Here is a 20,472-nt window from a genome sequence, read left to right as displayed (position 1 = left end):
TGGGCGCTCAATGCACGAGGTAGCTCAGCCAGATGATGAAGACGCCGAGCGACGCGGTGATGGCGGCGTTGAGGATCGGCGCGGCCACCCCCTGCCCCGTTTGACCGAGTTCCAGAATCCGAGCGCGGCCAGCGTCGCGACCCCGGCCCAGAGGGCGATGTAGTAGCCCACATACTCGTCCAGCGCGCCGACGGCCGGCAGCAGCAGGAAGACCGCCGGGATCAGCATGGCGAGCACCATGCCGACGGAGTGCCAGGCCGCTGACAGGATCAGCGCCCAGAGCACGCCGCCCCGCGCCTCTGCGGAGCCATGGCTGGCCACCACACCGGCGTAGATGTGCGCGAGCCAGAACACGGCGATGGTTCCGAGGGTGAACAGGAACACCTCGAGGTCGGTGTCGTAGTGCCAGCCGACGGCGATCAGGGCACTGACGAGCACGGTTCCGTAGATGGCGTATTCGGTCGTGTAGACGCCGACGACAACCTCCACCGACCGGGCACCGCCCTGCGCGGCCCGACCGAGCCAGCGCCGATCCGACTGCTGACTCTCTGGCGGCGCGCCCGGCTGTTCGTTCGGCCGCTCGCCTGGCTGGTCGTTTGGCCGCGCGTCAGGCTCGTCGCCAGCCATGGCCGTTCGCTCTGCAGACTCCGCACCGCATGGGTTTCACGCTAGTCGCGCCAGTGACGCCGGTCTACCGTGCGAACGGGTGCGCTACCAGTCGATGGGGCGGGTGGCGCCGATGAGGCAGGTTCCGGTGGAGAGGATCGGGGTGACGGCACTGTGGTAACCGCCGCTGGCCGGGCCGAACTGCCCGAGCAGGCAGTCGCCGTTGAACCGCACGGACCACGGAACCGAGTCTGCGGCCAGATCGACGGAGGTCCGGTCGAACCCGACCTCCATCGCTGCCTTGTCGAAGCCGCCGGCGACCAGCGCGTTGATGAAGGCCTCACCGCCGGCCGAGGGGTTGGCGGCCAGCACGGAGCCCGCAATGGAGTCGAAGTAGGCGAGGTTGTCTGCCGCGCTTCCCTCTGGCAGCAGCACGGGTGGCGGTGCCGGGGTCTCCGTCGCGCTCGGGGTCGCGGATGCAGTCGGCGGCACGGTCGGTGCCGGAGCAGGGGTGGTGCATGCGGCGAGCGCCAGCATCGCCGAGACAGCCACCGCCGACAGCAGCAGCCGCGGCATCCGCCGTGATGCTCGCCTGGGTGAGGGGCTCTCGCTCGGCATTGCACGCCTTCCTAACTGCTTCGACTATGTCTGTGTGACGCTCCGAATGAGTCTAGGGGCGCGACAACACCGGCTAGAACGGCGTCGGTTCCAACTCGCCGGCGCGATCCTCGCGAGGCGCCGGCCAGTGCTGCACCGACAACCCGGACGACTGTGCCCCAGGTGACTGTGCCCCAGGTGACTGTGCGGCGTCACTGGCGGGAAACCCGTCGAAGCCGGACTGCGCGTCGGCGCCCAGGGCAGCTGTCGGCCCAGGGTCACCGGCCGGGGCTGACTGAGTGGTCTCCAGCGGCTGGGCCCGCATGGTGCGCTGGAAGTTGGCCGTTCCCCACTGCAGGTCGAGCCCGATGACGTCGGCCTCGAGATCGGCCGAGGTGCCCTGCCGCTCACCCGTGTTCCAGGCGCGCAGGTGCAGGCGCCCGGTCACGACGACGGGATCGCCCCGGTGCAGCGACGCGATGGCGTTTCGCGCAAGGCCACGGAATGCGCTCACCGTGTACCAGTTGGTGTTGCCATCCGCCCAGGAGTTCGTCTCCTTGTCGAACTTGCGCTGGGTGGACGCCATCCGAAACTTGATCAGGGGCACGCCGTTCGATGTGACCTTCGCCTCTGGGTCGGTGCCGATCACACCCAGCACAGTGATGATGTCGTTGGATTCACGCATGGGAAATGTCCTCTCGATGTGTACACAGGCCCGCGCCGGTGCGAGGGCCGTGGCCACGACGCCGGCGCTCGTGCCCGTCATCCGGGCCGTGGCCACGTGAATCGAGTGTGTGCCTCACAGCGACCTCCGCTGCCTGCCCTCCGCAATCTGTGCATTGCGGCCGTGTGGCGGCAGCCTGTGCACAACAGGCGGTCGGCACCACATGCACGCTGCGACTACGGGCAGGGCAGCACAGCGCGGCCCGGGGCCCTCTCCCCCTAGAGTGATGCCATGAGCTACGTCGCAGCAGAGAATCGGTACGACACAATGCGGTACAACCGCTCCGGGCGCAGCGGCCTCATGCTGCCGGCTATCTCCCTCGGGTTGTGGCACAACTTCGGGCACGAGCGCCCAATGGAGACGCAGCGTGCAGTGCTGCGCCGGGCTTTCGACCTGGGCGTCACCCACTTCGACCTCGCCAACAATTACGGCCCTCCTGCCGGCTCGGCCGAGACGAACTTCGGTCGGATCTTCGCTGAGGACTTCCGCGGATACCGCGACGAGATGATCATCTCCAGCAAGGCGGGCTACGACATGTGGCCGGGGCCCTACGGCGAGTGGGGATCTCGCAAGTACCTGCTCTCCTCACTTGATCAGAGCCTCGGCCGTCTGGGCCTGGACTACGTCGACATCTTCTACTCTCACCGACCCGACCCGAACACCCCCATCGAAGAAACGATGGGCGCGCTCGCGACGGCGGTACAGCAGGGCAAAGCGCTCTACGTTGGCGTCTCCAACTACTCTCCCGAGCAGACCAGGGCCGCCGCGGCCGCCCTCGCCGAGCACAAGGTCCCGCTTCTGATCCACCAGCCGAGCTACTCGATCTTCAACCGCCACGTCGAAGACGGCCTGCTGCCCGTGCTCGATGAGGTGGGGGCCGGCTGCATCGTGTTCTCTCCGCTGGCCCAGGGCCTCGCGACGAACCGTTACCTCGACGGAGCCATTCCCGCCGACTCGCGCGCCGCGACCAGCCGGTTCCTCAATCCAGAGCAGATCAGCCCGGTCTACTTGGAGCGGGCGCGCGCCCTGAACGAGATCGCGGCCTCCCGCGGACAGTCCCTTGCCCAGCTGGCCCTCAGCTGGGTGCTCCGCCAGCCCACCGTGACCAGCGCCCTGATCGGCGCGAGCAGCGTCACCCAGCTGGAACAGAATGTGGCTGCCCTGGATGCCCCTCCACTGACCGCTGAGGAGATCGCGGCGATCGAGCCGTTCGCCGTGCACGGCACCGGCCTGCGCTAACCACTGTGGGCTACGTCTACGCGCTGTTGGCAGCACTGCTGTTCGGCGCGAACGGCTCTCTCGCCAAGGTGGTGCTCGAGGCGGGGGTGACGCCGGCCCAGCTCACCTTTGTGCGGGTACTCACGGTCACATTGATCGCGGGCGCCTGGCTGCTCGTCAGCGACCGGTCGGCGTTCCGCGTCGGATGGCGGCAACTGGGCGTGCTGGCCGCCCTCGGCGTGGTCGGCATCGCGCTGTTGCAGTGGTTCTACGCGATGGCGTTGACGCTGCTCCCCGTCGGGCTGACGCTGCTGCTGGAGTACCTCGCCGTCGTGGCCGTCGCCGTCTTCGCCCGCCTCGTCTTCAAGGAGCAGGTGAAGCCCCGCCTGTGGTTGGCCATCGCCCTCGTGCTCGTCGGCCTCGTGCTCGTTGCCCAGATCGGCCGGGGCGAGGTGTCAGCGCTGGGCGTGCTCTACGGGCTCGCCGCTGCGGCAGCCCTCACGGTGTACTTCCTGGTGGGCGAGCGCCAGGTCAGTGCGAGCTCGCCGTTGGCTGTCGCCTTCTGGGCCATGGGCTTCGCCACCGTGTTCTGGGCCATTTTCAGCGGCTGGTGGCAACTCGATCCGGCCCTGCTGCAATCACAGACCTCGCTCGGCGGTTCGCTGGATGTCGTCGTGTTGCCGGTGTGGGCGCCCCTGGCGGTAACCGCCGTCGCCGGAACCTTCGCACCCTTCCTTCTCTCCTTCCTCGCCCTCAAACACCTGACGGCCACCGCGGCGGGCATCACCTCCTCGGCCGAAGTGTTGTTCGCGTTCGCCGTGGCTTGGCTCTGGCTCGGCGAGTCGCTGGACCCGGCGCAGCTGCTCGGTGTCGCGATCGTGACGGCCGGGATCGTGTTGGCGCAGACGGCCCGTGCCACAAAGACCAGCGACCCTGAGCTCGCGGTCGCCGCCCTCCTCGCCCCCGAGCCGCACGGCAACTAGTCGTGTCGGTGGTGCCCTCTAGCGTGGGAAACACGCAGAGGCCACCGAGCAAGGGAGCATCATGGCATACGAGCACAGCACACTGATCCGCCCGCCGTCGACACCGCTGGGGGTCGCTGTCCGGGGCCTGGAGTTCGTTCCTGTGCGCGGCGGGCTGTGGAGGGTCTCCTCGGCGCAAGGCACGATCCTCGGCCAGATCGAGCTGAGCGCTGCCGACGCCGGCCGCGCATCTCGCTTTACCGCGCGAGTCCTTCTCTCCGACGGCGTGCGGCACAGCACCCTCGGCGATTTCGGCAGCGCGGCGGCCGCCGCCGAATGTTTCCGCTGACCAGGCGGCCGGCCCGGCGCGTCCTGCACCCGAGTTGAGGCACGCCGGGAACACGGGCATGCGGCCGCGCCCTGCGCCGGTAGAGTGCGGCACATGCAGTGGTTGACAGATTTCTCTGACTGGTTCTTTTCCTCGGACGCACAGCCGGTGATATTCGCCGCCGTCGTCATCGCCGTCGCCATGATCGTCTCCGGTTTGCTCGCCGCGTGGATCGCCCGCGGCACGACCAACCGGGTCATCGCGCAGCGCAATTCAGAGATCAAGATCGCGGCGATCGCCGCCCTCATTGACGCATCCACCGAGGCTTCCGTCTGGAACTCGCTCACCCCGCAGGAGCAGGTGCTCTCGGATCGGGCCGTCGGCCAGGCCGACATCCAGGTGCGGATGCTTCCGATCCGTGGCTCCCAGGTGGCAGCCGACTGGGCCGCCCACCAGCTGCACGAGTTGAAGCGCGCTTCCGCGACGTTCGGCGCCCAGCTCGACCCCGCCGTCGCGGGATTCCGCGACCGCCTGATCGAGTGGCAGGCCAAGCCGGGCCGCGCCCGCAAGGCGTTTGCCGCAGACCTGGCCCGCTGGAAGGAAGCCACCAGCGAGAGCGAGCGCACACTCCTCGCCGATCAGGATGCTTGGGTTGCGCAGCAGCACCAGGCACAGCACCTCTCGCCGTTGTTCGCCCAGCCGGCTGACCCGACCGGTGGGATCGACACGCAGAAGCTGTTCGACGATGTCGCGGCCCTGCGCCAGCCGGCTCCGGTCGCGGCAGAGCAGGCACCGGAGCCGATCGCTCCAGTGGCTCCCGCTCCGGTAGCCCACGTTCCGGCCACTCCTGCGCCGGCCAGCCACGCTCCGGTAGCGCCTGCGCCTGCAACCCCCGCTCCGGCGCAGCCGGCAGCTGTCGGCACCGACGCGTAGGCGCTACTACGCTCCGGCTCAAGGCCGGCTGTACTCGGGCGGCGCGTGAAGCGGACAGTGCATTGATGTTCGAGGTGGCGACACGCCCTCCCGGCTAGAGGCCGAGGATCTTGGCTTTCGCGGCCGAGAACTCCGCGTCGTCCAGAACTCCGGCAGCCTTCAACTCCCCCAGCTTCGCGAGCTTGGCGAGCGTGTCGTCCTCGGCGGGTGCCGGAGCGGTTTGCTGCTGTGCTGCCGCCGTCTGGGCGGCCGCGGCTTGACCCTGAGCGAAGGCGGCATCCTGCGCCTGCTGCTGTTGCATCTGCTGCGCCTCCTGCTGTTGCTGGGCGCTCGCCTGCTGGCGGGAGCGCACACCGCCTGATACGGCAGTCGCCGTGCCCGCAATCACTGCCGTGCGCGCCATCGTGCCGATCAGGCCCGGCCGCCCTATCCGTCCTCGCATTGGTCTACTCCGCTCAGTCGATCTCGGGCACGGTGGAGAGGATCTCCTGCACCACGTCTTGTGGAACGCGAACACTTTCCAGCATCTGACCACCGGCTCTCACGACTGCGTCGCGGAGACCCCTCGCCCAGGCATGCTCGAACACGAGGATCGCTGCCGAGCTGTTGGGGGCGAGTTCCGCCGTGAGCTCGCTGACATCCTCGTCGGAGATCAGACCTTCGACCCGGTCGAGGATGCCGCGCAGGGCCGCCACCTCGCTGCCGACGCCGATCTCATCGAACTCGGCAAAGGTCGTGCTGCCGTCGGCGTCTTTACGGACGAAGAGACCATCGATGACGGCGATCGTTCCGCTGGACACCACACGTTCGAGTTCGGGGATGATCTCCCCCGTGAACCTGTTCTCCGGGAATCCGATAACCAGAACTTCAACTGGGCCGAGTGTCATGCCGCTCCCCTGTCGCTCATCGCCCGTCGGTGTCGGCAGGGTGGTCTGAAGCTACTGCGTGAGCCGGTGGCTGGCAAGAGTCTGCCCGCTTCCGGCCTCAGGCGCAGGCGGGGAGATCTGCACCGTGCTCTGGCCCTGGCTGGTGACGACCGAGATCAGCTCCCAGCCGTTGGCCACGCCGCGTGTGCGCCGCCTAGCGCCACCACTCGTCGAACAGGGAAGTGGGCGTGCGCCGCTTGTGCTCGCTGGCCAGGTAGCGGCTCTCGATCGCGGCTGCCGCGGCATCCGACACCTGCTTGCCCTCGAGGTAGTCATCAATCTCGGTGTAGCTCAGGCCGAGGTTCTCCTCATCGGTCTGACCGGGGGTGTGGTCCAGCAGGTCGGCGGTCGGCGGCTTGAGGTAGAGCCGTTCGGCCGCGCCCAGGTGCTGGAGCAGCGCGCGACCTTGGCGCTTGCTCAGGCCGGCCAGCGGCAGCAGGTCGGTTCCGCCGTCGCCGAATTTCGTGAAGAAGCCAGTGACCGCTTCTGCGGCGTGGTCAGTTCCGACCACCAGGTAGCCGCGCTGACCGGCGATGGCGTACTGCGCGATCATCCGCATGCGCGCCTTGACGTTGCCCTTGTTGAAGTCACTGATCGGCTCGCCGAGCGCCCGGGCGAACTCGTCTTGGATGCCGTCGACACCGCCCTGGATGTTGAAGGTGACGGTGTGCGCCGGCCGGATGAAGTCCAGGGCCAGCTGGGCGTCGTCTTCATCGTGCTGCACGGCATAGGGCAGGCGCACGGCGACGAACACCGGGGCGTCCCCGCCCTGCTGTGCAGGCTGCTCGGCTGCCAGCTCTTCGACGGCGAGCTGGCAGAGCCGGCCGGCGAGCGTGGAGTCCTGGCCGCCGCTGATGCCGAGCACGAAGCCGCGCGCGCCCGTGCGGCGCAGATACTCGATGAGAAAGTCAACGCGCCGACGGATCTCGGCGGCTGCGTCGATATTCGGGCTGACATGGAGGTCGGCCATGATCTGGGACTGAAGCGCGTGCATGCGTCGAATCTACCGCGCGGGCCGCGCCCGGCGGCGCATGACGCCCGCGCTTCGCTATCATCGCCAGCAGAAGGCGTTGTGCGAACGGCGCAGGCAGGAGCGCCATGGATGTCTCAATTCCGTCACTCATCGTGATCGCGGCGATCGCTGTCGCCGCGCCGCTGCTGGGGCGCGGCATCGGTCGATTCGTCAAGATCCCGCTCGTGGTGTTCGAGATCGTCCTCGGCATCTTGCTCGGCCCCTCCCTCCTCGGCTGGGTCCAGCCGAGCCCAGTCACCGACGTGCTCGCCGACTTCGGCCTCGCCATGTTGTTCTTCCTCGCCGGCAACGAGATCGATTTCGCCCGCATCGCCGGCCGCCCGATGATGCGCGCAGGGTTGGGCTGGCTGGTCTCTCTCGCCGTCGGCGTGACGGCCGGCATCCTGTTCTCCCCCACCGTCGGCGCCGGCGTGTTCATCGGCATCGCGCTGACGTCGACGGCGCTCGGCACGATCATGCCGGTGCTGCGAGATGCCGGTGAGCTGCGCACCCCGTTCGGGATCGCCACAACCGCCGTCGGCGCCGTCGGCGAGTTCGGGCCGCTCCTGGCGATCACCCTGTTCCTCTCCGGCACCACTCCCCTGCACGCCACCCTCGTGCTCATCGGATTCGCGATCATCACAGGTGCCGCGATCTGGTTGGCGGCCATCGGCGCTGGCCGGCGAATGCACGCCGTGATCACGGCGACGCTGCACACCAGCGGCCAGTTCGCGGTGCGCCTCGTGATCCTGGTGCTGGTCTCTCTCGTCGGACTGAGCGTGGCGCTCGGCATCGACATGCTGCTCGGGGCCTTCGCCGCAGGCGTGCTCTACCGGGTGCTGCTGACCGGGGCGCCGGAGAAGGATGCCGAGCTGGTCGAGGCGAAGATCGAGGCCATCGGCTTCGGATTCCTGGTGCCGATCTTCTTCATCAACACGGGCGTCACCTTCGACCTGGACGGCCTCGTCGCCGATCCGCAGGCGCTCCTGCTGCTGCCGATCTTCGTGGTCGCCCTGCTCGTCGTCCGCGGCATACCGAGCACGCTGGCCGCCCCGCACGGCAGCACCGCCGCCGATCGCGGCGCCCTGCTGTTGTTCGGAGCCACCGGGCTGCCCATCATCGTGGCCGTCACCGCGATCGGCGTCGACACGGGGGCGCTCGACACAGGAACCTCGGCGGCACTGGTTGCGGCCGGAATGCTCTCTGTGCTGCTCTTCCCGCTCACCGGGCTCGCCCTGCGCAAACGCTCCAGCGACTACACGGCCCGCCCGGCAGACGCGGACGCGGTCGTGGAGGAGGCCTAGAGCTCGACGTCGATGAGTTCGTGCCCGGCCGACTCCAACACGCCACCGCCGGCGGTGACGCCCGCGACGAGGGCACGCAGCTCCGCCTCGTCACCGCTCAGAGTCACGAGGGCACGGCTGCCGTATTCGGCCCCGAGAATATTCACGCCGCGCTGGCGCAGCTCCGCCTCGATACGCCCCGCGTCGGCGTGCGCGAGTGCCAGCGTGAACAGGTCCCGGCGCTCCCGGGCAACGACGGCGCCTCGGGCGTGTGCCTCGTCGACGGCGGAGAGCACGGAATCCGAATAGGCGCGCACGAGGCCGCCGGCGCCCAGCAGGACGCCGCCGAAGTAGCGACTCACGACCGCGACCGTGTCGATGAACTCGCGCCCGCTGAGCGCCTCGAGCATGGGTCGGCCCGCCGTGCCCGACGGCTCGCCGTCGTCGTTGGAGCGGCGCACCTGGTCGGGGGCGGATGCCGGGCCGAGCACGAACGCCGAGCAGTGGTGCCGGGCGTTCCACTCCTCGCGGCGGGCAGCATCGACGACGGCTCTGGCGCCGGCCTCATCTTCAACACGGACGAGCCGGCAGAGGAAGCGGGAGCGCTTGATCTCGATCTCTGTGTCGATGCGGGCACCGATACCTCCGCGCAGCGTGAGATCCGGCATCCGGCGCCTAACCCCAGCCGAGCTCGTGCAGCTGGGCGTCGTCCATGCCGTAGAAGTGGCCGATCTCGTGCACCAGCGTCACGTGGATCTGGTCGCGCAGTTCATCAATGTCGTTGCAGTGCGCCAGGTGGGCGTGCCGGTAGATCGTGATGAGATCGGGCAACTCGCCGAAGCCATAATTGCCGCGGTGCGTCAGGGCGATGCCGTGGTAGAGCCCGAACAGATCGTGCGCGCCGTCTTCCGGGCGATCCTCGACCGAGAACTGCACGTTCTCGAGGCCGGCCATCATGTCGTCGGGGAGCAAGTCGAGCTCGTCTGCGACGAGGGCTTCGAAGTCCTCTTCGCTCATCTCGAGTGGCATCCGATGCCCTTCTGAAATGGCGCTGGGCCCTTCTGGAACTACGTGGCGTGTGTCACGGGATTTGAACCCGCGAACTGCCTTCTGTGATGAGAACCACATCCGGCAACCTTATGAAATTTACTTGGGGTGAGTAACGGGGCTTGAACCCGCGACCTCCTGGACCACAACCAGGCGCTCTACCAGCTGAGCTATACCCACCATGCGCCTGCTTCTCGCGAACTCGAAGAAGGCAACTCAATGAGTGTATTACATCCGCGGAGCGAATTCGGACACAACCGCCGCCGAGACCGCCTGAACCTGCTCGGTCGTGGGCCCGGGATCCGCGACAAACACGGCGCGTCGGTAATATTCCAGCTCGCGAATTGATTCCAAAATATCTGCCAAAGCGCGGTGTCCACCGTCTTTCTTCGGCGCGTTGAAGTACACCCGGGGGAACCAGCGACGGGACAGTTCCTTGATCGAGGAGACATCCACGTTGCGGTAGTGCAGGTGCGCGTCCAGGCGCGGCATGAACTTGGCAAGGAACGCCCGGTCGGTGCCGATCGTGTTTCCGGCCAGCGGGGCCTTCTGCTCGGTGGGCACGTGCTTGAGCACGTATTCCAGCACCTGGTACTCGGCATCCGCCACGCTCACGCCCTGCGGGATCTCCTCAATCAGGCCCGAGGTCGTGTGCATGTTGCGCACGAAATCGTTCATGGACTCCATCGCGGAGTCGTCGGGCTTGATCACGATGCTGAAGCCCTCGTCCACGGCCTTCAGGTCGTAGTCGGTGATCACCACCGCAATCTCTACCAGTTCATCGACCTCGAGATCGAGGCCCGTCATTTCACAGTCGATCCAGACCAGACGGTCGCTCGCATTCGTCATGGGTGTGAGTCTACCGAGGCGGGCCGACGCTCTCCCGCGCATGTTCGGGCACGGCATGCGCTGCGGTATCGTGGACATGGTGCGCCTCCGTAGCTCAGGGGATAGAGCAGGAGCCTTCTAATCTCTTGGTCGCCCGTTGGGCCCATCAGGCGAGGTTGCACCAGTAGCGAGCCAGTCATAGCTCGCGCCCGTGCGCAGCGCCCACGCCATCAGCGTGGTCTTTCGCGGCGTGATGCGACCGTTAATCCACGTTCCCACGCTCTCACGGCTCACCTCGAGGTAGTCGGCCATCTCCTGCACCCCGATGCCAGTGACGCGCAATGTACGCCGCATACGGTCAGCAAGGTCGAATTCCTCGAAGTTCACCCGTTCCGGCACAATCTGCGTTTTAGTCATGCATTAATCATTGCGTAATGAAGCGCTCAATGCAATGACTATTGCGACACGCGGCATGGGGAGTTTGTTTCCGACCTCTCATTGAGTAATGATCTCCTCATGCCCAAACCCCTCAATGAGAGATTCCCTGCCGATGCGTGGCAGCCTCGGATGATCTGGCCCGGCCAGCTCGTCGGCTCAAAGGTCGCCTGCGAGCGATACGGCATCGACCGCTCAACGCTCGTGCGCCGTATCCAGACGGGGCAGATTACCCCGCTCGCCCGACTCGACGGCGCGGCCTACGTGTTCGACCTCGGCGACCTCCCGGCGGCGAAAGCATGAGCTGGCAAGCGGCCGAGTGGATGGATGGCCTGCCCTACGACATTGCCAAGCCCCTCGCCACCCGCGTGCTGCTCAAGCTGGCCAACGTGGCCGCCCAGGACGGCTCACGCGCGTGGCGCAACGTCTGGGAGGTCGCCAACGAGCTAGGCGTAGATAAGCGCAGCGTGCAGCGTGCGCTGCGCGAACTGCTGGCCGATGACCTTATCCGCGTAGGCGACCAGCGCGCCGTACACCACATCAGAGCCGACCGCAGGCCCGTGGTTTACGACCTCAATTTCGACTATGAGCGCCTGTACTCGCCGCCCGAGATTCCACTACCCGACGACACCGACGAGGCCCCGGAAAACGGCGCTTCCCACGGGGTGACAGAGTTTTCCACAGGCGGCCACGGGGTGACAAACGGGGTGACAACTGAGGTTCCACTAGGAACTAAGGGAACTAACTACTTAACCAACGACGATCAAAGAAGTTACGTTCCCGAACGTGCGCAGGCGCACGAGGTGGACGGCTCCGCCGACACCCACCAACCCGCTGGCGCGACTGCCGCCGACGCCTGCCCCCGTTGGCTCTACAAGCCCCATTCTTTCCGAGCCGATGGCAAGTGCATCGACTGCCCCGCAGAGCGTGCCGCGTGAGCCGCCGCGAGAGCGCACAGGCCGTGCTGCCCATCCGCCACAGGGCGCGACGCGCGCCGCTGCGCGCCAGCCTCAACCCAGCTACGACAGCGACACAGATGGCCGCTACGTGCGCGCTCGTCGCCCTCGCCGGGGCAATCGCCCTCGGCATCCTCAACCTGACTGGAGCATTCGCATGAAGAAGCCCGCCGTACTCAAATGCCGCTGCGGCTGCCGCCTCTGGTGGGCCACCGCGCCCAGCTCGAACTTGGCCGAGAGCACCGAGACTTTCAGCAGTTGGAACTCGGCCATGGAAGCCGCCCTTGGTGGCCCCCTCGTGAGCGAGCCCACCGCATGAGCGCCGCAGTGCTCCGAGACCTCGCCCGTGACCTCGACGGGACAGCCGATCGCGCGTTCACGCTCGAGGCCGAGGACACCCGCCGCCGCGAGGCAGCTCAGGTGCGGCTCGCGGCCAAGCTGATCGCCGCCGACCCGCTGCTCGCCGCGCACTACGCCGATGCCTGGACGGATGCCGCGCGCCGCCAGATCGCCAAGCACGACGAGGCCGACATGGACGCTGTGCACGCCTCGCGCTCGAGCCGTCAGGCCGATCGAGCTGCCCAGCTCGCAGCCGAGACGCCGCACTACCCGACGAATCACGCCCACGAACGCGACGAGCGGCCGGACTGCCCCGAAACGTTTGCTAACGGCATGCTGAACGGCGCGTGCACCCTCGCGAAGGAGAATCACGCATGAACGACCTGAGCTACATCGATCCGCGCGTAGGCGTGCCCGTCGCGATCGTGCTTTGGCTGCTCGTGCTCGTGACGAAGCGACGCGACACCATCGCGGCTCGCCGTGCGGCCCGTGAGGCGGCGAACCGTGGCTAACCGACTCGCTACCCCGGAGGAAGTGGCCGAGTGGCTGCAGGTGCCCGTGGAGCGCCTGCACAAGCTGCGCAGGGCCAAGCGCGGCCCCCGCGCCATCGTGGAAGGCCGCATGATCCGCTACGCATGGGCCGATGTGCACTCTTGGGTACTCTCGAGCCGCACGGTGAGCCACGATGGCTAGCAAGCGCGGCGGCCGCGCGTCGGCGGCGATGACGGCCCTTGTGCTCGCAACCTACGGCCTGCAGTGCCACCTGCGCCTCAAGGGCTGCACCGGCGTGGCCACCACGAAAGACCACCTCGTGCCGTACTCGCACGGCGGCGAGGACGTGCTCGAGAACTACCGGCCCGCGTGCAGGAGCTGCAACAGCCGCCGACAGAACAAAGTGATGACCGGATACGGCGCATCCGTCGTCGTGCTGATCGGGCCGCCTGCAGGGGGCAAGACCACCTATCTGCTCGAGCACGCCAAGCCCAACGACGTGCAGATCGACATGGACGCCATATGCCGGGCGCTCATGCCGATCGCGCCCACCGCCTCGCACGACTACCCCGAGCATGTGCGCCACATCGGCATCAAGGCCAGGGCGGCCGCAGTACACCACGCCACCCGCCTGCGCGAGCGCGTCACCGTGTGGCTGATCCACGCCATACCCAAGCCCGACGACCTAGCCGACTACAAGCGCATGGGCTGGCAAGTCATCACCGTCGACCCCGGCCGCGAGGTAGTCGAATCGCGCGCCCGCCGCGAACGCCCGGAGCAGATGATGCACCAAGTCGCCCGCTGGTATGCGACCTACGGCGTACCCGTGATCGAGCCCGACGCCCCGCCCGTGGCCCTCACGTCGACGGGCCGCCAATGGTGAGCCAGCTCGAGGCCGATTCTCTAGCCACGACACGGCGGAAGTCCCGCGTCCACCGTCACCCTCTCCCCAAAAAACCCCAGATAAAAAAAGAAAACGGCCCAGAATGACGCTCGACCAAATGGAGCTGCCGGGCCTCGAAAACCCCGCCAGCTCGGCACCAAAATGGGGCGAATTGCCCAAGGGTGCAACCGAGTTGGCCACGATCGAGGCCATTGCCGAGATTGAAGCCGACCACCCCGCGACGGGTGCCCGCAAGGCCATCAAGCAGCTCTGCATTTCCCTCGCCCAGAGCATCGACAAGGGCAACGCCAAGGGCCGCGCGATCGCCAACGAAGCCTCGCAGTTGTTCGTGATGATGCAGCAGCTTGAGCCCGTCGACGCTGCAGGCGATACCCCGACCTATACCCCGAACTCGAACGGCTATTCAATGCACTCGCAGCTCCCGCCCAATTTGACACGCCCCCGGAAAGTCACGGCGCGTAACTACTCCCGAGCCACACACGGGCCCAAGGTCGCCGCGATCGCCGCCGAAATGGGGCAGCCGCTACTGCCATGGCAGCGCTACACCTGCGACGTGGCGCTCGAGGTCGATTCGTTCGGAATCTTCGTCTATTCCACCGTGCTCGTGACCGTGCAACGGCAGGCCGGTAAAACCACCCTCGACCTCGCCGCCGCGATCCAGAACATGACGATGGGCCGGGGCCGCCGAGCTTGGTACACCGCCCAGACCGGCGGCCACGCCACAGAGAAGTTCCTCGAGATGGCCGATGTGTGGGAGGAGTCCAATATCAAGATGCTGGCCAAGCGCCCGCGTCGGTCGAATGGCTCGGCGGCCCTCGAGTTCCTGAACGGGTCGAAGTTCCGCCCGTTCCCCCCGCTGGCCGGTGCACTCGACGGCAAGCAGTCAGACCGCACCACCATGGATGAGCTCTGGATGCACACGGCCATGCAGTACTCGCTGATGCGGCAGAGCTACAACCCAACCCAGACCACCCGGCGCAAGCGCACCGGGCAGCGCCCGCAGAACTGGCTCATGTCCACCGAGGGCACCGTCGAGTCGACCGCGCTCAACATGCTGTTGGCCGAGGCCCGCTCGAGCACGCCAGACCCGCACACCGCGTTTTTCGACTGGGGCATAGCCGAGGACGTCGACCCCACCGACCTGCAGGCCGTCTACGATGCGCACCCCGGCGCGGGCCACCTGTTCGACTTCTCCGACCTGCAGGGGTTCGCGGCGCAGTACGCGGATAGTCCAGGCGAGTTTGCCCGCGCGTTCGGCAACCGCCGGACGGGGGCTACCGAGCGCGTGATTCCCGCCGAGGCGTGGGCATCCGGGCTGTGGCGGGACTCCGAGCCCGAGCCGCCCCTCGGCCCGGTGTGTTTCGGCGCTGCGCACGGCGTCGACGGCATCGACACCACGATTACCGCGACCGAGCTGGCCGGGCTCGGCACCCTCACGAGCGTGGTCGAGCGGGGCCACGCACCGGGCACCACGTGGGCGCTGGATCGCCTCCTCGAGCTGCAGGCCGCATTTCCCGCCGCAGCGTTTGCCATCGACAAGTTCGGCCCGTCTGCCTCGCTGCACGACGCCGCCGAGCGAGCCAAGCTGCGCCTAGTCGACTTCGGCACCGGCGACGTGATTGCCGCGACTCAAAACACGTTCGCCAACCTCACCCGCCCCGGCGGGTCGACGTGGCGCTACAAGGCGCACCCGGCGCTCGAGGAAGCCGCCCAGCTCGCCACCAAGCGCTTCACCGGGGATGGCACTTGGGTGTTCGGCCGCCGGGCCTCGGTGGGGTCGATTAGCGCCCTCGAGGCGGCCAACCTGAGCAGCCACGGCATCCACCATTTGCCCCCGTGATGGCCCTGCAGCTCGGCTAAACGCTGAACGGATGTTCGAGCGTGGCTCAACGCCGGCAGCTGCCCGCGCTCGAAAACCCGTTCTAATCTGCTCGACAGGCGAGCCACCTCGAACGGCACCGAACGGCGGCCAAAGGCACCGAGCGGCAGCCAAACGGCTGCCCCGCTTGGGGCCGCGCCGGGCGCTCGGACATGGTTTCTCTCATGTCGATTTTCAGTGCAGCTCTCAAGTGGGCGGGGTTCTCCACCCTGACCGCAGATGCCGCCGCCGCCACCCTCGAGGGCACCACCCCGCCCCGTCGTGCCGCCGTGCTCACCACAGAGGCCGCGCTGAGCTTGACCGCGTTTTACCGGGGCGTGCAGATCCACGCCACCGCCGCCTGCCAGCTCGGCCTCAAGGTCGAGCGTGACGGCCTCGGCCTGCTGCCCCGCCTGCCCGCCATCATCACCCGGCCCGACCTCGAAGAAACTCGATCCGCGTTCCTCGAGTACACCGTCGTGTCGCTTTACGTCGACGGCAACGCCTTTTGGCTCAGCACGTTCGCCGCAGCGGGAGCCCAGGACTCGAACAAGGTTGTCAACGTCACCGCCCTCGACCCCGCGAGGTGGGCGTGTTCGAGCACCGCGACACCCGCACCGGGAAACTCTCGATCCGCTACCACTGGCGCGGCACCGACTACACGAAGCGCGAAATGCGCCACCTCAAGATGCTGCGCGTGCCCGGGATGCTGCGCGGCCTCGGCCCCGTGCAGGCCGCCCGCCTCACGTTCGAGGGTGCCCTCGAAATGCGCGACTATGGGGCCAAATGGCTCGGTGAGGCGCAGGCCCCTGACGGGGTGCTGACCACCGAGCAGGAGCTAGCCCCGGGGCAGGCCGAGCAGTACCGAAACGTTTGGTATGGCCGCAACGCAGACGGCTCGCCCCGCGAGGGCGCGCTGAACACCTCCGAGCGGCTGCGCGTGCTCGGAAAGGGCCTCAAGTACGAGCCGCTGACTCTCAAGCCCGAAGACGTGCAGTTCCTCGCCACGCAGGAGTTCAACACGCTCGACATTGCCCGCCTGATCGGTGCGCCGCCCTCGCTGCTGCTCGTGGCCGTGTCGGGCAGCTCGCAGTCATATCAGAACGTCGAGCAGGAATGGATCGGGTACACCCGGTTCACCCTGATGAAGCCGCTGCGGGAAATGGAAGAGGCATTCACTGAGCTGCTGCCGCGAGGCCAAACGTGCCGGTTCACGCTCGAGGTGCTGCTGCGCTCCGACACCAAAACCCGCTACGAGGGCCACCGGCTTGCCATCGAAGCCGGGTGGATGGATGCCGACGAGGTGCGCGCCATCGAGGGCCTGCCGCCCCTGACCGACGAGCAGCGCGCCGCCATCGATGCCGCCGCCGCCACCCGCACCCCCACCCCGAGAAAGCAGCCGCGAAATGACCGCCCCCACCCCCGGCCCGATCCAGTTTCAGGCCTTTGCCCCCACCATCACCCTCGAGCGCGAGACGCGCACCATTCGGGGCGATATCACCGCCTACGGGGTGCCCACGACGGACTACCGCAAGATCGTGATCGAGGCCGGGGCGCTGCGCCCCCGCCTGCCCTTGAGCCGCGTCAAGCTGCTCATTGACCACGATCAGCGCCAGCCCGTGGGCTTCCTCGCCGAGCTGGACTCTGACGCCCGCCGGGCCGCATTCAGCGTGCCCGAGGGCGACGAGGGCGACAAGGCCCTCGAGCAGGCCGCCAACGGTCTGCGCGACGGGCTCAGCGTGGGCATCAACGTGCTCGACGAGCCCGGCGCGTACATGTACGACGAGAACACCGGCACGTATCACGTCTACGCCGCCGAGCTGGTCGAGGTGAGCCTGTGCGCGATCCCCGCCTACCAAGACGCCGGGGTTACATCCGTAGCCGCCGCCCGCGCCACCCCCACCCCAAAGGAGAGCAATACCGTGACCGACACCCTTACCCTCGAGCAGGTCGAGCAGAGCCTCGCGGCATCCGTCGAGGGCATCGAGCGCAGCCTCGAGGCGCGCCTCGCCAACTTCACCCCCGCCGCCTCGAGCGGCCCGCAGTTCGCCACGCTTGGCGCGTTCGTGCAGGCCGTCGCCCAGGGCGATTCTGCCGCGCACGAGTTCGCCGCACGCCTCGGCACGACCCTCGCCTACGACGGCTCGACCACCGCCGACGACTACAAGCGCAACGCATGGGTTGCCGACGCAATCGCCCTCGTGGCGCAGCAGCGCAAGGTACTCAGCCTGTTCGGTACGCAGCCGCTCCCGGCCGAGGGCATGACGCTCGAGTACGCCAAGCTCAAGAGCAACACCGTGGCCGTGGGCAAGCAGGCCAAGCAGGGCGACGCCCTCGTAAAGGGCAAGATCGAGCTGAAGACCGCCACCACCGACGTGGAGACGTTCGGCGGCTACACCGAGGCCAGCGTGCAGGTCATCAAGCGCGCCAACACCGCGTACCTCACGACGATGTTCGAGGCCATGGGCATCGAGTACGCCCGGGCCACCGAGCTGGCCGTGCGCGCCGAACTCAAGCGGGTCATCGACGCCCAGAAGCTCGCCACCGACGTGCTCGAGCTGCCGACCGCCGCCACGGTCTACGACTGGCTCGATCTGCTCGTGGATGGCGTCGAGCTGTACGACGACCGTGGTTACACCCTCGCGGGCATGCTCACCTCGAAGGACGTTTTCAAGCGCCTGATGCGCCTCGAGGACACCAACGGCAACAGCCTGATGCACGTGAGCGGGCAGGGCGTTAACCGTGTCGGCTCGATCGAGGTTCCGACGATCAGCGGCAACCTTGCCAGCGTCAAGTTCGAGCTGCTGCCGGGCGCAGAAGCCGGTACGGCATCGTTCTACGCGCAGAAGGGCCTGACTACGTGGGAGGAGCCCGGCGCGCCGTTCCGCCTGCAGCAGCAGAGCGCGATCAACCTGACCGAGGCATTCAGCCTGTACGGCTCGATGGCCGTGGCCTCGCAGTACGAGAACGCCATCGTTCCGATCACGTTCGCCGCCGCGTAATGGCCGCCGAGCCGACGCCCGCCGCGACTGACATTGCTTGGTACGTCGACGCCATCGGGAAAGATGCCGAGTTTGCATCTACCTCGCAGGCCGAGGCCACCGAGCTGGTCAGTAACTTCATGGGGGGTGCATCCAACCCGTTTGGGGTGCCCGCCGTGATCGTGGCGCGCGCCGTGCTCGAGGTTGGTGCTGACCTGTTCTACCGCAAGACCACCCGCAACGGGGTCGTGGGGTTTGGCGACATGGAAGCGCAGCCGTTCCGCCTGAACCGCGACCCGATGGCCGCAGCGTACCCGCTGCTGCGCCCCTACCTCGTGATCGGGCTCTGATGCCCACCCCGCGCCTCGATCAGGCCACCGAGTACCTTGACGCGATCAAGGCGGCCATGCTGGCCGCTGATCTGCCCGACGTGCTCGTGACCCTCGACGCGCTGAAAATACCCTCGGCAGCTCGGCACGGTGTGATCGTCATAACTCCCCCCGCGATCGAGTTTCCGAGCTACACGCAGGCCGAGATCGATTGGGAGCTAGGCCTAGTGGCCGGGCCAGCCACCGACCTCGAACGGGCATGGCGTCAACTCGACGCCATGCTCGACGCCCTCACCACCGCGCAGCTCCCGCTCGAGCGCGCCGACCCGGGCAGCCTGCCGCAGCAGGGTGGCCCCGCGCTGCCCGCGTACACCGTCACCCTGGCCACCCTCACCACCAACATTTAGGAGTCTCCGAATGACCGTCAATGCCCCCGCCATCGGCCCCGGCACCCTCACCATCGGCAGCGAGCTGATGCTCACCGATTTCAGCTCTCAGGCCCGCTCGTGCAAGATCGTGCCGAACGTCGACAAGGGCGAGCCCATCGTCGTGCTCAGCGGCGAAACGGCCCCCGGCGATCGCACCGAGACTTTCACGATGGAGGCCACCCTTCAGGGTGATTTCGGCGTGGAGAGTTCCACCACCGAATGGCTCTGGGAGCACCGTGGAGAGGTGCACGATTTCGTGTACATCCCAAACGCGACGCTCGGCCGCAAGGTCACCGGGCAGCTCGTGGTGGAGGCCATCGAGATTGGCGGGGAGGTCAAGACCAAGCCCACCGCCGACGTCACATTCGACCTTGTGGGCGAGCCCGTCTTCGGCCCCGTCGCCGGTGGCTAACGGCGGGTACGAGGTCGAGGGTGGCCGCCAGCTCCGGGCCACCCTCAAGGCCGCCGGCGACGACCTCGGCGACCTGCGCGAGGCCCATCAGGCGGTGGCCGACATTGTGGCCACCGCCGCCCGGGCCGATGCCCCCGTCATGTTCGGCAGCCTGCGCGACACCATCCGAGGTTCCGGCACCAAGACCGCCGCCATCGTGCGAGCTGGCAACAACAAGAAAAAGAACGGTGTGCCCTATGCCGCCGTCCGTCACTGGGGTTGGTGGCGCAAGCACATCAAGCCCACCCCGTTTATCTCGAGCGCGGCCCAGTCCACTGAGCCCCGCTGGATCGGGATTTACTCGCAGGCGCTCGATCGCAGCCTTGCCAAAATCAAAGGAAAGTAACCGTGTCTCAGAAGATCAGTTCCCCCATCGTTACCGTGCTCGTGGAGGCCCCCGGCACCGACGAGCTCACGAGCTACACAGTGCAGACCGACAACCGCGACATGGTGCAGTGGGACGTGATCCGGGCGCGCAAGTCGTGGCCCGCCATGAGCGACGCCCCGATTCTCAGCTTCACGGTGATCGCATGGAACGCGCTGCGCCGCAGCGGCGCGATCGCCACGCAGGGCCTCGATGACTTCATGGCCAAGTGCGTCGACGTGTACGCCAGCGACGCCGACGGGGTGCGCCAGACCCGCGAGGAGGTCGAGGGGTCGGCCCCGGTTGACCCTACCCTGCCGGTTCCCGATCCCGGCTACTAATCCAGATCGGGCTGCGCACCCGCCAACCGATCGCGTGGCTGATGCACGAGGCCGACGACGCGACCATTTCAACCCTGCTCGAGGAACTTGAGCTAGAGCACGAGAGGAACACCCGCAAGTGAGCAAGACA

The 20,472-nt window shown here is 67.4% G+C and carries 31 protein-coding genes and 1 tRNA gene; 20 read left to right on the top strand and 12 right to left on the bottom strand.

The genetic code is table 11. The features are described from left to right. Positions 1-24 precede the first annotated feature (24 nt). The 3 genes from AWU67_RS04675 to AWU67_RS04665 form a co-directional block, all read right to left on the bottom strand. Complete coding sequence (locus AWU67_RS04675; protein ID WP_067226956.1) at positions 25-627, bottom strand: hypothetical protein; 603 nt, start codon at positions 625-627, stop codon at positions 25-27. A gap of 84 nt (positions 628-711) precedes the next feature. After that, a complete protein-coding gene (locus AWU67_RS04670; RefSeq protein ID WP_067226955.1) occupies positions 712-1,182 on the bottom strand; it encodes a DUF6993 domain-containing protein in 471 nt (156 codons plus the stop codon). A 115-nt stretch (positions 1,183-1,297) separates the two neighbouring features. Next, the gene (locus tag AWU67_RS04665; RefSeq protein ID WP_067226954.1) at positions 1,298-1,888 is read right to left on the bottom strand and encodes a single-stranded DNA-binding protein; all 591 of its coding nucleotides are present in this window, start codon (positions 1,886-1,888) and stop codon (positions 1,298-1,300) included. A 270-nt stretch (positions 1,889-2,158) separates the two neighbouring features. On the opposite strand from AWU67_RS04665, the gene mgrA reads away from it, so the two are divergent. The 4 genes from mgrA (at position 2,159) to AWU67_RS17495 (ending at position 5,368) form a co-directional block, all read left to right on the top strand. After that, a complete protein-coding gene (gene mgrA / locus AWU67_RS04660) occupies positions 2,159-3,166 on the top strand; it encodes an L-glyceraldehyde 3-phosphate reductase (protein WP_067226953.1) in 1,008 nt (335 codons plus the stop codon). 5 nt (positions 3,167-3,171) lie between these two features. After that, positions 3,172-4,128, top strand: a complete 957-nt coding sequence (locus AWU67_RS04655) for a DMT family transporter (protein ID WP_067226952.1) — start codon at positions 3,172-3,174, stop codon at positions 4,126-4,128. A gap of 61 nt (positions 4,129-4,189) precedes the next feature. Continuing rightward, positions 4,190-4,456: a hypothetical protein gene (locus tag AWU67_RS04650; RefSeq protein ID WP_067226951.1), complete on the top strand. Its 267-nt coding sequence runs from the start codon at positions 4,190-4,192 to the stop codon at positions 4,454-4,456. A gap of 93 nt (positions 4,457-4,549) precedes the next feature. Next, positions 4,550-5,368 (top strand): hypothetical protein, encoded by an 819-nt coding sequence (locus AWU67_RS17495; protein WP_067226950.1) that lies wholly within the window; start codon positions 4,550-4,552, stop codon positions 5,366-5,368. 94 nt (positions 5,369-5,462) lie between these two features. Here the strand turns inward: AWU67_RS17495 and AWU67_RS04640 are convergent, their stop codons facing one another. Genes AWU67_RS04640 through nadE form a run of 4 tightly spaced genes read right to left on the bottom strand, consistent with a single transcriptional unit; the run spans position 5,463 to position 7,288 of the window. Further along, positions 5,463-5,771 carry an SHOCT domain-containing protein gene (locus AWU67_RS04640; protein ID WP_199922344.1) on the bottom strand — a complete coding sequence of 103 codons (309 nt, stop codon included), beginning with the start codon at positions 5,769-5,771 and terminating at the stop codon, positions 5,463-5,465. Positions 5,772-5,823: 52 nt separating this feature from the next. Continuing rightward, positions 5,824-6,255 carry a DUF6325 family protein gene (locus AWU67_RS04635; protein ID WP_067226949.1) on the bottom strand — a complete coding sequence of 144 codons (432 nt, stop codon included), beginning with the start codon at positions 6,253-6,255 and terminating at the stop codon, positions 5,824-5,826. A gap of 51 nt (positions 6,256-6,306) precedes the next feature. Next, positions 6,307-6,432 carry a hypothetical protein gene (locus tag AWU67_RS17825; protein ID WP_257720959.1) on the bottom strand — a complete coding sequence of 42 codons (126 nt, stop codon included), beginning with the start codon at positions 6,430-6,432 and terminating at the stop codon, positions 6,307-6,309. A 16-nt stretch (positions 6,433-6,448) separates the two neighbouring features. Beyond that, the gene (nadE, locus tag AWU67_RS04630) at positions 6,449-7,288 is read right to left on the bottom strand and encodes an ammonia-dependent NAD(+) synthetase (protein ID WP_067226948.1); all 840 of its coding nucleotides are present in this window, start codon (positions 7,286-7,288) and stop codon (positions 6,449-6,451) included. A 104-nt stretch (positions 7,289-7,392) separates the two neighbouring features. Here nadE and AWU67_RS04625 point away from each other — a divergent pair, with 104 nt between their 5' ends. Continuing rightward, the gene (locus AWU67_RS04625; RefSeq protein WP_067226947.1) at positions 7,393-8,610 is read left to right on the top strand and encodes a cation:proton antiporter; all 1,218 of its coding nucleotides are present in this window, start codon (positions 7,393-7,395) and stop codon (positions 8,608-8,610) included. On the opposite strand, the gene AWU67_RS04620 is transcribed toward AWU67_RS04625, so the two are convergent. From AWU67_RS04620 to AWU67_RS04600, 5 genes are all read right to left on the bottom strand, one after another. Then, complete coding sequence (locus AWU67_RS04620; RefSeq protein WP_067226946.1) at positions 8,607-9,257, bottom strand: IMPACT family protein; 651 nt, start codon at positions 9,255-9,257, stop codon at positions 8,607-8,609. The genes AWU67_RS04625 and AWU67_RS04620 overlap by 4 nt on opposite strands. Positions 9,258-9,264: 7 nt before the next feature. Continuing rightward, positions 9,265-9,618 (bottom strand): metallopeptidase family protein, encoded by a 354-nt coding sequence (locus AWU67_RS04615; protein ID WP_067226945.1) that lies wholly within the window; start codon positions 9,616-9,618, stop codon positions 9,265-9,267. A gap of 122 nt (positions 9,619-9,740) precedes the next feature. Then, positions 9,741-9,816: transfer RNA gene (locus AWU67_RS04610), tRNA-His, on the bottom strand. 48 nt (positions 9,817-9,864) lie between these two features. Next, the gene (gene orn / locus AWU67_RS04605) at positions 9,865-10,485 is read right to left on the bottom strand and encodes an oligoribonuclease (protein WP_067226944.1); all 621 of its coding nucleotides are present in this window, start codon (positions 10,483-10,485) and stop codon (positions 9,865-9,867) included. Positions 10,486-10,602: 117 nt separating this feature from the next. Then, the gene (locus AWU67_RS04600) at positions 10,603-10,881 is read right to left on the bottom strand and encodes a helix-turn-helix domain-containing protein (RefSeq protein ID WP_067226943.1); all 279 of its coding nucleotides are present in this window, start codon (positions 10,879-10,881) and stop codon (positions 10,603-10,605) included. 150 nt (positions 10,882-11,031) lie between these two features. On the opposite strand from AWU67_RS04600, the gene AWU67_RS17310 reads away from it, so the two are divergent. From AWU67_RS17310 to AWU67_RS04545, 15 genes are all read left to right on the top strand, one after another. Beyond that, on the top strand, positions 11,032-11,202 hold the full coding sequence (locus AWU67_RS17310) for a hypothetical protein (protein WP_160329721.1): 171 nt from the start codon (positions 11,032-11,034) through the stop codon (positions 11,200-11,202). Continuing rightward, positions 11,199-11,837, top strand: coding sequence for a helix-turn-helix domain-containing protein (locus AWU67_RS04595; protein ID WP_067226942.1), 639 nt, complete (start codon positions 11,199-11,201; stop codon positions 11,835-11,837). The genes AWU67_RS17310 and AWU67_RS04595 overlap by 4 nt, the downstream gene beginning before the upstream one ends. Next, positions 11,834-12,016, top strand: a complete 183-nt coding sequence (locus AWU67_RS17145) for a hypothetical protein (RefSeq protein ID WP_129586637.1) — start codon at positions 11,834-11,836, stop codon at positions 12,014-12,016. The genes AWU67_RS04595 and AWU67_RS17145 overlap by 4 nt, the downstream gene beginning before the upstream one ends. 154 nt (positions 12,017-12,170) lie before the next feature. Next, positions 12,171-12,572 carry a hypothetical protein gene (locus AWU67_RS04590; protein WP_067226941.1) on the top strand — a complete coding sequence of 134 codons (402 nt, stop codon included), beginning with the start codon at positions 12,171-12,173 and terminating at the stop codon, positions 12,570-12,572. Continuing rightward, positions 12,569-12,706, top strand: a complete 138-nt coding sequence (locus AWU67_RS17305) for a hypothetical protein (RefSeq protein ID WP_160329720.1) — start codon at positions 12,569-12,571, stop codon at positions 12,704-12,706. Before AWU67_RS04590 ends, AWU67_RS17305 begins: the two co-directional genes overlap by 4 nt. Continuing rightward, a complete protein-coding gene (locus tag AWU67_RS16865; RefSeq protein WP_199922343.1) occupies positions 12,699-12,887 on the top strand; it encodes a helix-turn-helix domain-containing protein in 189 nt (62 codons plus the stop codon). Before AWU67_RS17305 ends, AWU67_RS16865 begins: the two co-directional genes overlap by 8 nt. Continuing rightward, the gene (locus AWU67_RS04585; protein WP_067226940.1) at positions 12,880-13,569 is read left to right on the top strand and encodes an HNH endonuclease; all 690 of its coding nucleotides are present in this window, start codon (positions 12,880-12,882) and stop codon (positions 13,567-13,569) included. The genes AWU67_RS16865 and AWU67_RS04585 overlap by 8 nt, the downstream gene beginning before the upstream one ends. A gap of 103 nt (positions 13,570-13,672) precedes the next feature. Beyond that, entirely contained in the window at positions 13,673-15,430 is a 1,758-nt protein-coding gene (locus AWU67_RS04580) for a hypothetical protein (protein ID WP_067226939.1), read from the top strand. A 604-nt stretch (positions 15,431-16,034) separates the two neighbouring features. Next, positions 16,035-17,048 (top strand): phage portal protein, encoded by a 1,014-nt coding sequence (locus AWU67_RS17670; RefSeq protein WP_129586636.1) that lies wholly within the window; start codon positions 16,035-16,037, stop codon positions 17,046-17,048. Further along, positions 16,960-18,450 (top strand): HK97 family phage prohead protease, encoded by a 1,491-nt coding sequence (locus AWU67_RS04570; RefSeq protein ID WP_234407413.1) that lies wholly within the window; start codon positions 16,960-16,962, stop codon positions 18,448-18,450. Before AWU67_RS17670 ends, AWU67_RS04570 begins: the two co-directional genes overlap by 89 nt. After that, the gene (locus tag AWU67_RS04565) at positions 18,450-18,779 is read left to right on the top strand and encodes a hypothetical protein (protein ID WP_067226936.1); all 330 of its coding nucleotides are present in this window, start codon (positions 18,450-18,452) and stop codon (positions 18,777-18,779) included. Before AWU67_RS04570 ends, AWU67_RS04565 begins: the two co-directional genes overlap by 1 nt. Continuing rightward, on the top strand, positions 18,779-19,165 hold the full coding sequence (locus tag AWU67_RS04560; protein WP_067226935.1) for a hypothetical protein: 387 nt from the start codon (positions 18,779-18,781) through the stop codon (positions 19,163-19,165). The genes AWU67_RS04565 and AWU67_RS04560 overlap by 1 nt, the downstream gene beginning before the upstream one ends. A gap of 10 nt (positions 19,166-19,175) precedes the next feature. After that, the gene (locus AWU67_RS04555; RefSeq protein ID WP_067226934.1) at positions 19,176-19,598 is read left to right on the top strand and encodes a hypothetical protein; all 423 of its coding nucleotides are present in this window, start codon (positions 19,176-19,178) and stop codon (positions 19,596-19,598) included. Next, entirely contained in the window at positions 19,591-19,983 is a 393-nt protein-coding gene (locus tag AWU67_RS04550; RefSeq protein WP_067226933.1) for a hypothetical protein, read from the top strand. Before AWU67_RS04555 ends, AWU67_RS04550 begins: the two co-directional genes overlap by 8 nt. Before the next feature lie 2 nt (positions 19,984-19,985). Continuing rightward, positions 19,986-20,342 (top strand): hypothetical protein, encoded by a 357-nt coding sequence (locus AWU67_RS04545; RefSeq protein ID WP_067226932.1) that lies wholly within the window; start codon positions 19,986-19,988, stop codon positions 20,340-20,342. Positions 20,343-20,472: the final 130 nt, after the last annotated feature.

Source organism: Microterricola viridarii (genome assembly GCF_001542775.1).
Classification (GTDB): domain Bacteria; phylum Actinomycetota; class Actinomycetes; order Actinomycetales; family Microbacteriaceae; genus Microterricola; species Microterricola viridarii_A.
This window is presented reverse-complemented; position numbering and strand designations above follow the sequence as displayed.